The sequence below is a fragment of the Brevibacillus soli genome, assembly GCF_044759095.2.
GTDB lineage: Bacteria > Bacillota > Bacilli > Brevibacillales > Brevibacillaceae > JBIYSM02.
In genome coordinates, this window is record NZ_JBIYSM020000012.1 from 22,763 (window position 1) to 34,990 (window position 12,228).

The window sequence follows — 12,228 nt, forward strand, 5'->3', positions numbered from 1 at the left end:
CGGGAAGGGCTTGCATCTGTCTAATGACGCATGACCGTTTGGGCAATACCGATAAAATACTCTGATTCACGACGAATGTGATTCAGTACGACAATGGCCGTCGGATTGTTTTGGATCACCGTGCTTTCGGCTGCGAGAACATTCAAGAATTGAACGAACTGGTGACTTTGGCTGAGGGAACAGTCCGCCAGCTGCATGATGTCCAGATACATCTCCCGCTGCAAACGTCCTTTGGACCGGACCACTGTCTCAATGTAACGCCGCGCTGCCGCGTTGGTCTGTGAAAAAGCCTGTTCCCACTCCTGGAGCGACTCAACGAACGGCGGCTCCAAATTACCGGCCAACTGCCTGATGACAATGGTATGTTCCGCCTCCTGCTGCTTCCAAAACTCAATTTCGTCCAGGATCCGCAGGGGCATCCGCTCTCCGTAGTAAAACTGCACGCAATTCCCTCCAATGAAGATGGTGTCTATACAGACTATTGCCTCTCCCCGGGAAAGGTGCCTATAAAGCTCGCTGCAATCTTAAAAGGAAAAAGAGAGCTGCTCCACTTGTTCTCCCGTTTGCAAACGGCCTGCCGGCTTCCCGATTGGACGGACAGGCACGTCCGCAGGCAGCCCATACGCTTCAAGGAGACTATGCCGTTGAATTCACCAAGGCGGACACAAACGACTTCATTTGCTGCAGCTTTGATTCTGCTTCAGCGTAGGTGCTTCCAACCGCGCTGAAATAAAATTTTATCTTCGGCTCCGTTCCAGACGGCCGCACCGCCAGCCAGCTCCCCTCTTCCAGGACGTACTTGAGCACATTGGACGGCGGAAGGCCATGAACCCCCGGCAAATAGTCGATTACGTTCTTCACCTGCTGATTCCCGATCGTGGAAAGAACCTCTCGCCGCAAACGGTTCATGATCTGTTCCATCTTCTCAAGTCCTTGCTTCCCCGCAAACGTGAAGGATGTGAGATCTTCCAGGAAGTACCCGTAGGTTTCATAGATTTGCTGCAGTGCGTCATACAGGGTCAGACCTTTTGTTTTATAATAAGCGGCCATCTCGGAGGCCATCATGGCAGCCTGCACGGCATCCTTGTCTCGAACAAAATCCCCGATCAAATATCCATAGCTTTCCTCAAACCCAAAAAGGAAGGTATATTCTCCCGTTTGTTCGTATTCGTTCATTTTCTCCCCGATATATTTAAAGCCGGTTAGCGTGTCAACCGTGGTCACATTGTAGGAAGCCGCTATCCATCGACCCAGATCTGACGTTACGATTGTTTTGAGCACGACGCCGTTGGCGGGTAGTTTTCCACACGCTTTCCGCTGTTCCAACAAAAAATGGAGCAGCAATACCCCGGTTTGATTGCCGTTTAATACAACATACCAGCCGTCGCTGTTCCTGGCAGCGACACCCACTCTGTCTGCGTCAGGGTCCGTCCCGAGTACAATGTCGGCGTTCACCCTATGGGCCAGTTTTATCGCCATTTCAAACGCTTTTTGATCCTCGGGATTCGGTGAGGAAATCGTTGAGAAATTCGGATCGGGACGTTCTTGTTCCCGCACGACGTGCACATGTGCAAAACCAAGCTCCTTTAGCACCTTACGAACAGGTTTATTTCCCGCTCCGTGCAGGGAAGTATACACAATGTGAAAGTCATCCAGCTGCTTGATCCTGTCAGGTTGCAGCGATAAAGACAGCAGCCGGTTCGTATATGCCTGAACGATATCCTCGCCTAAAAAAAAGATCCGATTTTTTTCGATGCCTTCTTCCTTTGACAAGGCCTTTACCAGCAGTTCATTTTCTACCCCGTTGATTTCTTCCAGGATGAGATTGGCGGTAATCGGGGGAATTTGCCCTCCGTCACCCCCATATACTTTGTACCCGTTGTACTCCGGCGGATTATGGCTTGCTGTGATGACAATACCGGCTGCTGCTCCAAGATAACGTACGGCAAACGAAAGGATCGGCGTGGGTGTAAGCTCTTGAAACAAAAAAACCTTGATCCCGTTTTGGGCGAGAACGCCTGCCGCTTCACCCGCAAACTCTGCAGACATATGGCGAGAGTCGTACGCGATCACGACCCCTCTGGCCTCGGCGTCCTGTACATTCTTTCTGAGATAGCGGGCAAGGCCTTCCGTTGCGCGGCGAACCGTATAGATGTTGATCCGATTGATCCCCGCTCCGATCACGCCGCGCAATCCCCCGGTACCAAATTCAAGATGTCGGTAAAATCGTTCTTCTATCTCCGTTTCATCAGACAAATGATTCAACTCCTGCTTAAGAGACGGATCAAGATCTTCACATTTCAACCAACGATGGTACACGGCTTGATACGTGTTCAAATCAAGCACCCCCCTTTGCTTTTTCCAACACTTCTCTCCCTGTTTTACATGTTATTTCCGATTTCAAACAATGTTCCCTGTACCTTGGTCGCGCACCGCTGGGGCAGGTGGTGAGCCCAGGAAGCCGTGGCAGCAAGGAGTCATGTACTTAATAGGCCAGCCCGTAGGGGTTTCAATGGCGGACGGAACAGGGGTTTAACAACAGTACGTTTCTTTACCTATGCACTTCATGGCTACCTCTCAGGTGGCATTTTTTGATCTTCATACCTGACAAGGCCGAAAAATGAAAAAGAGAAGCAAAGGAGCTTCTCTTACGATATCTTTGAGTTATATATTTACCTTTATTTTGAAAAAGCTGGTTTTTTCCTCGTGGATAAACGTCTCAAACAATCCGCCACTTCCATTTTCCACCCAAAGCGCAATGATACTTAAAACGCAAGCATAGGCAAGTCCAAGTTTACTTTTCACATTTTTCACTCCTGACGTCGGTGAAAAAACATCCTCTTGTAAAAATAACTTAAAAATAGTACTTATTCAAATATTCTATCAACCAATGTCAGTTGTAATGAAAACCCTTACATGAGACGACATGTTTGTCGATTGTTCAGAATATGGTTTATTACCAAACACTTGATTACCTCCACATGTTCGTAATGATCCCACCACAGCAAATCCCATGTGGAAAGGATGGAAAACGATGATGGTTTCTCAATGCTGTGGCGCCGCGACGAAGGTGGTACATCGACCGGATCATCCCTACGTATTTGATGACACGTATGATTTGCAGATTCCTGTACGGGTTTGTACGAAATGTGGAAAGGTGCTAGATCCAACTGCCGGCGAGAAGAACGAAGCGTGATGGGAACGGGAAAGGAGAATCCTTATGCATTTGCAAAGGGCCTTGACTCGCAGCAGCAAAGCGGACTTTGTGGTCGAAACAATCCAGACAGTCAGTGGCTTGTTGTTGGTTGGGTTTTTATGGACGCATATGCTGTTTGTTGCCTCCATTCTGTTGGGAGCAGAGGCGTTTAACACGCTGGCTCACTTTATGGAGCAGTTCCGCCTGTTGGATGTGGCCGTTGTTTTTATCATTCTCACGGTGGCGGCACATGTTGGGGCGGTCCTTCGCCGGATTCCCGGTCGATGGGAGGAACAAAAGGTCGTCTGGAGGCACGCCAAAATCATCAAGCACCAGGATACCTGGTCATGGCTCTTCCAGGCTGTTACGGGTAGCGCCATGCTTCTCTTGATCATCATTCATGTATTTGTTGTGGTCTATGCGGGGATTGATGCAAAGCTTAGCGCCGATCGTGTTCATTCGTGGATGCTTTGGTTTTATATCGTTCTTCTCTTGTTCGCGGAGTATCATGCCAGCGTGGGACTTTATCGCACGGTTGTAAAATGGGGATTTGTGAAGCGCCGCAGTCTGAAACAGGTGCTGAGTGTCGTCACTGTCTGTACGGTTCTGTTGGGGCTTCTGAGCCTGTGGGCATTTTATTCGCTGGGGGGTTCGGTATGAGTCGGTATGACAGCTTTACTTCGGACGTCATTATCGTCGGAGCCGGGCTTGCCGGTGAACGTGCGGCCATTGAAGCGGCCTCCCAAGGACTGAATGTCATCATCCTCAGTCTGGTCCCTCCCCGGCGATCCCACAGTTCGGCGGCACAGGGCGGCATGCAGGCGTCGCTAGGCAACAGCGCGAGGGGAAAAGGAGACAATCCCGATGTCCATTTTGCCGATACGGTCAAAGGATCCGACTGGGGCTGCGATCAGGATGTGGCCCGGCTTTTTGCTGAAACAGCGCCGATTGCAGTGCGGCAAATGGCGTACTGGGGAGTTCCGTGGAACCGTGTCGTTGCCGGCAAACGCATGTACGACGGGGCGGAAATTCATGAAGATCCGGAAAAGGAAGGACTGATCGCCGCGCGAAATTTTGGCGGGACAGCGAAATGGCGCACCTGTTATACGGCGGATGGCACCGGACACACCCTGCTCTATACGATGGACAGCGTTGTGATCAAGCTGGGGATAACCGTTCATGATCGTACGGAAGTCCTTTCTTTGATTCATGACGGTACACGCTGCAGCGGAGTCGTGGCCAGGTGTTTGCGGACCGGAAACCTCCGGGTGTATACGGCAAAGACGACCGTCATCGCGACAGGCGGTTACGGTCGGCTGTACGGTGCGTCTACCAACGCGATCATCAATGAAGGAAGCGGCATGTTCGTCGCCCTGGAAACGGGATTGGTTCCGCTCGGCAATATGGAAGCCGTTCAATTTCACCCCACCGGGATCGTCCCCTCCTGGATTTTGATTACGGAAGGCGCCCGCGGCGATGGCGGATACCTGCTGGATAAAGACCTGCATCGTTTCATGCCCGACTACGAACCAAACAAAAAAGAGCTGGCTTCCCGCGATGTGGTTTCCCGCCGCATCATGCAGCACATACGCAAAGGTCATGGCGTCGACAGTCCGTACGGGCCCCACGTCTGGCTGGATATACGCCATCTCGGGGAGAAGCACATCAACACCAATTTGCGCGAGATCGCCAATATTTGCCGCAATTTCCGGGGGATCGACCCGGTTCATGATTTGATTCCCGTTCGCCCGACTCAACACTACAGCATGGGCGGCATCCGTACCAATATTGACGGGATGGCTTACGGACTGGAAGGATTGTTTGCACTGGGAGAAGCCGCCTGCTGGGATATGCACGGCTTCAATCGTTTGGGCGGAAATTCCCTTGCTGAAACGGTCGTAGCCGGGATGATCATCGGCGACAAAATCGCCAGGTACACCAAAGAGGCCTCTTTTCACGTCTCTTCCGCCCTGATCGAAGAACATGTACGGTTCCAGGAAGACCGCATTCAGGCTCTGATCGACTGCCGCAATGGATTGGAGAACGTCTACGAGCTTCGACGTGAAATGGAAAGCATTTTAAGTGAGAACGTAGGGATTTTCCGTTCGGAAAAACCTCTGAAAAAAGCGGTTGAACACCTTCATCAGCTTCACCAGCAATCCTTCCATGTCGGACTTCGCAGCGGAGGACAGGGAGCCGATCCGGAATTGGCCTCTGCGCTCCGGATTACGGGAATGATCCGTCTGGCGTATTGTATTGCAGCCGGTGCATTGGCCAGGACTGAGAGCCGGGGCAGCCACTTCCGGGAGGACTTTCCGAAACGAGACGATGAAAACTGGTTAAGGCGAACATTGGCTTACTGGCCGGTTGGAGCCAATCAGCCCGTATTGAAGTATGAACCTGTGAAAATTACGGAATTGCCGCCTGGCGATCGGGGATACGGCGAGGCCAGCAAGGAAGCCACAGGGGCCAAGCAGTGAAGAGGAGGTAAGAAGGATGAGTCAGCGCCAATTGACGTTTCATCTCTTTCGCTATAACCCACAGACCCCGAAGGAGAACCCGACCACGCAATCCTACGTGCTGCAGGAAGAAGAGGGAATGACGCTGTTTATCGCACTCAACAGAATTCGGGAAGAACAAGATCCTACCTTGAAGTATGATTTCGTTTGCCGGGCCGGCATATGCGGCTCGTGCGGCATGTTGATCAACGGCAAGCCCACTCTCGCCTGCAGGACGTTGACCAAACAGCTGCCCGCGGAAATTACCCTCATGCCTCTCCCCGTCTTTAAGCTGCTAGGCGATTTGTCGGTGGATACGGGCATCTGGTTCCGCGATGTTTCGCTGCGAACGGAAGCATGGGTACATACGGAGAAAACCTTTGATCCCCATGCACAAGAAGAGCGGATGAGCAATGAAGAAGCGTTGAACATCTATGAAGCGGAACGCTGCATCGAGTGCGGCTGCTGCATTGGAGGATGCGCGACCGCCAATATCAAGCCCAATTTTATCGGAGCAGCAGGCGTCAACCGGGTAGCCCGGTTCATGCTCGATCCCCGGGACGAACGCGACGAACAGGAATACTTCGATGTGGTCGGATCGGAGGACGGCATCTTTGGCTGCATCGGCCTGATGGCCTGCGACGACAACTGTCCGATCGGGATTCCGCTGCAGGGGCAGCTTGCCTATGTGCGAAGAAAAATGGCGGTTGCCGGTTGGAAGAGATAAAAAGGAGGCCTCCCTGTTCGTCAAGGGAGGCCTGTCCACAATATTGCCAACGGGCAAAGGGAAGTCGTACCCACTTACGGAATCCACTTCTTGGTGATCTTTTGCAATTCTCCTTTCAGGGTCATTTCCTCCATCCAAAAATTGATCCAATTGGTGAAGATGTAGTCGCCGCGAGGCATTAAATACCCCATCTGGCTCTTTGTGAAAGTTTGCTCTGTCAAAGGATCGTAAAGTCGTGTATCCATTTTGGCGTACAGTTTCGCTTCAATACTGTCAGTGATCATGACATCGACTTCACCGCTCGCAACTTTTCCAGGTATCTCCAGATTCTTCTCGAATACTACAATCTGTGCTTTTTTAATATTTGCCCTTACAAATTTTTCGTTTGTTCCCCCAGGGTTTACTCCAATCTTTACGTTCGGTTGATCGATATCGGCCAAGCTTTTATATTTATCCTTGTCAGCCATCCGAATAAGCGGAGATTTGCCAAAATCAAGATAAGCATGGGAGAACTGCGCTTTTTTTGCTCGCTCAAGTGTGCGGGTAATTCCACCCATGGCAATATCAAACTTGTCAGCCAGCAAATCATCCATTAAGGTAGGCCATGTCGTCTTCACAAATACAACTTTCACACCTAAATCGTTTGCCAATTTTTGCGCCATCTCGATATCGTGGCCTTCATATTCGCCTGTAGCCGGATTTACGTATGTAAAAGGTTTATAGTCCCCCGTAGTCCCGACTCGAATGTAACCTTTTTGTAAAATGGCATCGAGTCGAGATTGCATTTGCACGTAAGATACGGGATCTTTGCTTGTTTCTGCGGAAAAAGCAGAGGTCCCAGCAAGAAGCCCGCCAAAAAGCAAAATGAAAGATATAACAATTTTAAACAAATTTCCATGATTCTTCACAATATCAACCCTTCTTTTTTGTTTTTTCTGAATTATATCACAAAAAAATAGAAAACCGTGCAAAAAAGCACAGAACAACAGCTCTGTGCCTTCACGCTATTCGTCCGGATCAGCCAAGCTGCCTGATCCTTTTCGCCGACACCCTTTCCACTGCCGCTTCGTTGATTGTGTAGAGCTCTGCCCATACCTCCAGAATTTCTTCGGCTACTCGTTTCCAACTGTATTTCTCTTCAGCCATAGATCTTCCTTTGCGTCCCATTTTTTCCCTCAGTTTTGGATCTTCTAATAGGACGGAGAGCTTTTTTGCAAATTCCGCTGGGTCTTCGGGCTTTTCCACGATCAACCCGTTATCCTGGATCACTTCAACATTTCCTCCACGTCGTGTTGTGATGATGGGAAGTCCGGCGGCCATCGCCTCATAGTGAACACGCGCAAGCGGTTCCTGCCATTGCGAGGTACAAACGAAAATATCCGCCGCCATATACCATTGATGAACTTCGTCCGGTGTGACAAAGCCAGTGGATATCACAGGGATGGGGGAACGAGTGGCCAACGCTCGGACGAAAGCTACGTAATCACTGACCAGATTTTCACTGTACCAGTTGCTTCCGACCAACACTAACACGCAGTTCTTGTGTTTCTTGACCAGTTCCCGCATCGCCCAGACCAATATGTCTGCCCCTTTTTTAGGCGACAGTCGTCCTACATAAAGGATAATCTTTTTATTCTGTAGATTATGCTTTTTTCGAAGCGTATTTCTGATTGTCTGTGCTTCTTTTGAATAATACGGTACAAATCGGCTAAGATCCACACCGGAGTATATGGTGCGAATTTTTTTTGCGGCAGCGGGGAATAGGTTGCTTATGTTCTGGCCGATGTAATTGCTGACGGTAACGATGCGATCTACTTGGTTAATCGCATACTCCCCTTCCTCCGGATGGATTTTATCAGGACCAAACATATCATTATGCATGCTAAGCACGATTTTTGATTTCGGAGCCGTTTCACGTACGGCTCTAACCAAATAGGGGCGGTTGAACATATGAATGATATCGAATGAATTTTTCTTTAAGAAGTTGATTATTTCTTTTCGATAGTTTTCCAAATTTTGCTTCCCTGACAATCGAACGTAGGAAATTCTTTTTACTGTTTCCCGTTCTGGCAAAGCAGGGTCAGAAATGCCCAGAATCGTCAAATCATGCTTGTTGCTGAGCATAGGAGCCACGCCTGAAATATACGTTTGAATGGCACCTCCCCGTATCGGAGGAACCGGCAATTTTTCCGTTGCTATCAGTAAGACGCGCACTCTATTTCCCCCTCCAGTTTTTGATTGCTTTTAAGGCCGTTCTTTTTGTATTGTCAATATGGATCATCCGTTTGATCAGGTTGTCGGTTTCTATATTTAAGAAAGCCGCAGGATCATAGACCATCTCTTTCAGTTGCTTATAGAAACTGCTCGGGAATGCCAGATCCACCATCAGAAGTTGGAATAATTCTGGTTCAATCGGATTTGCCTGGTGATAGGCATCAATCATCCCCAAGATCCATGGGACATCCCAGCCTCCCAAATCGTCCATCGTCCCTGTGATCAGCTTGCTTAAATCACGGATGGGCAAATCATAGGCCACCCCGTCCAAGTCGATAATCCATACTCCGCCGGGTCCCAGCTGACCATTCGACCAGCCATAGTCCTGGTGTGCCAATCCCCAATATTCCTCCCCGCGTGAAACAAGCTTGGCGTAAGGAGATTGCTGGAGTTGCGCAAGTGATTTTACCGCTTGTTTATGATAACCATCCACGACTGAAAGAAGGGTTGGACTTGCAGGTGTGTCATGGTAGACAGTGGCAATTTTTTTGAACCAGTCGATTTTTGTTATAATTTTTTGATAGTAGTTAGGCCAACGGTATAAGCGTGATTCCCTTTCGGCCTCCCTCGGCGGTTTGTAGCCTTTTGAAAGCTTGTGAAATTCCCCCAGACCGTAACAAAGTTCTTTTGCACCCGAAAGATCGATTTTCGTCGCCTGCGTCAAGGTGTCAATCCATTTGGTTACGATCCATAGTTTTCCCCCCAGCTCAACAGAAAGCTCTCCCTTTTTATCAGGAATCAATGGCGGTACCCGTGCCCCTTGTTTAATCAAGTAATCTTGTGCAGCGACACTAAAGAGGCTCCTGGAGGGGGGACGATGCAAAAGTTTCAGGCCGCGCAGCCCCTTGCTTGTGTTGATTTTCCATATGGCTCCGCCTTTGTCCGGTTTGCTGGTGATTAAAGTCATGCCGTGAACTTTCATATCATAATGTTGAATAGCTTTCTTGGCTAATTGTTCGACTTCAGGGGGTATCAGCGTCAGATCATCTTCTGATGTCCCCCAAGGCTGTATGAGAATCTCATTTAAAAGGGATCCGCCTGTCTCAAGAGAAGGATCTCTTTTTTTATTGGGAATCGACAGCGGTACCTGTCCCCCTTTTTTTACCGGGTTATTTTTTTTCGTTTTTTTATGATTTTGATTTCCCTTTTTTTGTTTTTTATTTATCAATGTTGACATGAAAAACAACCTCCAAATCATCTGTTTTGTAACGTGAATGAAACGTAATGGCGGCTTAGATGAAAGCCCCCTCCCTCTACAATATGGAAAAGATAGGCGGGTGGTGCGGATGGAGTCGGGAAAACAAAAAATCGGTTACGCTCAGGCAACCGATTGGCTTGACTCAAGAACCTATTGTTTATACTCCGTGCCTTACACAATTGTCACGAAGATTGAGGCTAACAGCAACATCCATCAAAAGAATGCATACCATACGACAGACTATGAAAGAAGGTGATTTTATTGGGCGTTGGACCAACAAGACCACTTCGATTTCTTTATGTAACAAATATTCGTCGCCTCCCCGATCTTCCGTTAGGAAATATAGCAATTTATGAGATTACCGATCCTGCATCCCCTGAGTTTATCCGGGTTTTTGGCGAAGGAGAGGTAAGTAATCCTACTGGAATGGCGATTAGAGGTAACATTCTTTATGTAGCAAATGCTGGTGGCGATCAAACTATCGAAGTTTATAATATTTCCAACCCTACAGATCCCGTACGTCTAGGGCAGTTCGGTGGTTTTCCAGAATTAGTTAATCCCAACGCATTGACCATTACAGGCGACACTCTGTATGTAACCAATCTTCTCGCTAACAATGTAGAAATTTACGATATTTCCAATCCCAATCCTGTCACGCCGACACGTGTGACGGAGTTTGGTAGTGTTCCACTTGTGTTAAATGCTCCTAACGGATTGGCGATCACAGGGAATATTCTTTATATATCAAATGCTGGCGATGCGACAGTGGAAATTTACAACATTGCCAATCCTTTCATGCCAGCACGTTTAGGTCAGTTTGGCGGTCTGGCAGAGATCAGCCACCCTATCGGATTGGCGATTAGAGGTGACATTCTTTATGTGGCCAATTTCGACGGTATAAACGGTAATACTATAGATGTTTACGATATTTCCAGAAGAAATGAAGTTCCTCTAGTGCTGCCTACGAATTTAGGACAGTTTGGTGCGGGACAGTTACTCGGTCCTGTCGAAATGGCGATTACAGATAACATTCTTTACGTAGTCAGCGAGAACGACAACACCGTTCAAATTTACGATATTTCCAATCCTAATCCTGTCACGCCAACACATTTGGGTGAGCGCAGCGAGGGTTTAAGCGTTCCGTTCGGTCTAGCTATTTTTACCTTATTGACCTAAACCCAAACGTTAGCCAACCTGGGAAGGAGGCAATGAACCCTGAAAAAAAGAATCATCCTGGGGATCTGTATACCGTTCAAGAGAACGTATTTATTTCGTGAAGCGATAAAAAGATCAGTTGCCTTTTCATCGCAATATCCGGAACACAACGCTTCTATCGTCATGTTTACTCCGAATTCCATAGATTTTGCCAAACGAAGGGTAAAAGGATTCCTTATGAAAGAAGGGTCCGTCAAAGGTCGGCCATCCCTTTTTCCTTTCCCGGATGCCATCTATATGAGATGCCCTGTCAGCAAGGAGCTGGCAAAAAAAATAGAGAAGGTTATAGGACGCAAATGGTTTAACACCCGCATCTTTCATAAATGGGAAGCATGGCAGCTGCTGACGAAACATAAGGAGCTTTGCAATCATCTTCCGGATACGGGGAAGGTAAAAAATGAAAACGATATTCATGTTTTTTTTCGACGCTACCAAGATGTCTTTCTGAAACCGGTCGATAAATACAGCAGTATCGGAATCGTTCACGCTACCCATCAGACAAAAGGGAAAATCAATATTGCCTATATCAGAAAACTATACCAAAGTTACGGCAAGAGTTTTCCATCCAGTAAAACACTGTGGAAATGGATTCACTCCTCCCTTTGCAAATCTGACTACATCGTGCAGCAGGGAATCCGAACGATACCGTGGAAGGGATGGGCGACTGATATCCGGCTCAACATGAATAAAAATGGCTGTGGCGAATGGGAAATCACGGCCCTGTTCGCCCGTTTTACCGATGGAGGGAGTTATATCGGATCAGGAGCTGGCACCGGTGTTTTGCCGCTGGACTTTTTCTTACATGCCTCGTTTCGTGATAATCCAGAAAAGGTAGACACCATAAGAACGTCTATTATCAATTTGGGGTTTGCCATATGTCGTGCACTCGAGAATTCTGGCCTTCATATGGCAGACCTGTCCATCGATTTGGGTCTTGATGAAGACGGACATCCCTGGATTTTTGAAGTAAACCCCCGTCCATCACCATTCTCACCCCCGGTAACAGATGAGTCTTTGGCCCGTCCCATTGAATACGCATACTACCTTGCTTCCAACCAGAAGGCAGCCAATCCCGTCACACAGGAAAAAGACACAGAGTAGAGGCCCTGTGTCTTTCGTT

General features: G+C 48.4%; 12 protein-coding genes. 6 read left to right on the forward strand and 6 right to left on the reverse strand.

Features of this window, described 5'->3' with window-relative positions:
- Nucleotides 1-20: 20 nt before the first annotated feature.
- From ACE99V_RS06935 to ACE99V_RS06945, 3 genes are all read right to left on the reverse strand, one after another.
- On the reverse strand, nucleotides 21-443 hold the full coding sequence (locus tag ACE99V_RS06935) for a DUF2935 domain-containing protein (RefSeq protein WP_400490335.1): 423 nt from the start codon (nucleotides 441-443) through the stop codon (nucleotides 21-23).
- A gap of 193 nt (nucleotides 444-636) precedes the next feature.
- Nucleotides 637-2,337 carry a phospho-sugar mutase gene (locus tag ACE99V_RS06940; RefSeq protein WP_400490336.1) on the reverse strand — a complete coding sequence of 567 codons (1,701 nt, stop codon included), beginning with the start codon at nucleotides 2,335-2,337 and terminating at the stop codon, nucleotides 637-639.
- Between the two features lie 327 nt (nucleotides 2,338-2,664).
- Nucleotides 2,665-2,805, reverse strand: coding sequence for a hypothetical protein (locus tag ACE99V_RS06945; protein ID WP_400490337.1), 141 nt, complete (start codon nucleotides 2,803-2,805; stop codon nucleotides 2,665-2,667).
- A 229-nt stretch (nucleotides 2,806-3,034) separates the two neighbouring features.
- Here ACE99V_RS06945 and ACE99V_RS06950 point away from each other — a divergent pair, with 229 nt between their 5' ends.
- Genes ACE99V_RS06950 through ACE99V_RS06965 form a run of 4 tightly spaced genes read left to right on the forward strand, consistent with a single transcriptional unit; the run spans nucleotide 3,035 to nucleotide 6,421 of the window.
- Complete coding sequence (locus ACE99V_RS06950; protein ID WP_400490338.1) at nucleotides 3,035-3,196, forward strand: hypothetical protein; 162 nt, start codon at nucleotides 3,035-3,037, stop codon at nucleotides 3,194-3,196.
- 24 nt (nucleotides 3,197-3,220) lie between these two features.
- The gene (locus ACE99V_RS06955) at nucleotides 3,221-3,856 is read left to right on the forward strand and encodes a succinate dehydrogenase/fumarate reductase transmembrane subunit (protein ID WP_400490339.1); all 636 of its coding nucleotides are present in this window, start codon (nucleotides 3,221-3,223) and stop codon (nucleotides 3,854-3,856) included.
- Nucleotides 3,853-5,676, forward strand: coding sequence for a fumarate reductase flavoprotein subunit (locus ACE99V_RS06960; RefSeq protein ID WP_400490340.1), 1,824 nt, complete (start codon nucleotides 3,853-3,855; stop codon nucleotides 5,674-5,676). The genes ACE99V_RS06955 and ACE99V_RS06960 overlap by 4 nt, the downstream gene beginning before the upstream one ends.
- A 16-nt stretch (nucleotides 5,677-5,692) precedes the next feature.
- The gene (locus tag ACE99V_RS06965) at nucleotides 5,693-6,421 is read left to right on the forward strand and encodes a fumarate reductase iron-sulfur subunit (protein ID WP_400490341.1); all 729 of its coding nucleotides are present in this window, start codon (nucleotides 5,693-5,695) and stop codon (nucleotides 6,419-6,421) included.
- 74 nt (nucleotides 6,422-6,495) lie between these two features.
- Here the strand turns inward: ACE99V_RS06965 and ACE99V_RS06970 are convergent, their stop codons facing one another.
- The 3 genes from ACE99V_RS06970 to ACE99V_RS06980 form a co-directional block, all read right to left on the reverse strand.
- A complete protein-coding gene (locus tag ACE99V_RS06970) occupies nucleotides 6,496-7,329 on the reverse strand; it encodes a transporter substrate-binding domain-containing protein (RefSeq protein ID WP_400490342.1) in 834 nt (277 codons plus the stop codon).
- 109 nt (nucleotides 7,330-7,438) lie between these two features.
- On the reverse strand, nucleotides 7,439-8,635 hold the full coding sequence (locus tag ACE99V_RS06975) for a glycosyltransferase family 4 protein (RefSeq protein WP_400490343.1): 1,197 nt from the start codon (nucleotides 8,633-8,635) through the stop codon (nucleotides 7,439-7,441).
- Nucleotide 8,636: 1 nt separating this feature from the next.
- On the reverse strand, nucleotides 8,637-9,872 hold the full coding sequence (locus ACE99V_RS06980; RefSeq protein WP_400490344.1) for a CotS family spore coat protein: 1,236 nt from the start codon (nucleotides 9,870-9,872) through the stop codon (nucleotides 8,637-8,639).
- 282 nt (nucleotides 9,873-10,154) lie between these two features.
- Between ACE99V_RS06980 and ACE99V_RS06985 the strand changes: the two genes are divergently transcribed.
- Both ACE99V_RS06985 and ACE99V_RS06990 read left to right on the forward strand, forming a co-directional pair.
- A complete protein-coding gene (locus ACE99V_RS06985) occupies nucleotides 10,155-11,069 on the forward strand; it encodes an LVIVD repeat-containing protein (RefSeq protein WP_400490345.1) in 915 nt (304 codons plus the stop codon).
- A 216-nt stretch (nucleotides 11,070-11,285) separates the two neighbouring features.
- A complete protein-coding gene (locus ACE99V_RS06990; protein ID WP_400490346.1) occupies nucleotides 11,286-12,209 on the forward strand; it encodes a YheC/YheD family protein in 924 nt (307 codons plus the stop codon).
- The last annotated feature ends 19 nt before the right edge of the window (nucleotides 12,210-12,228 follow it).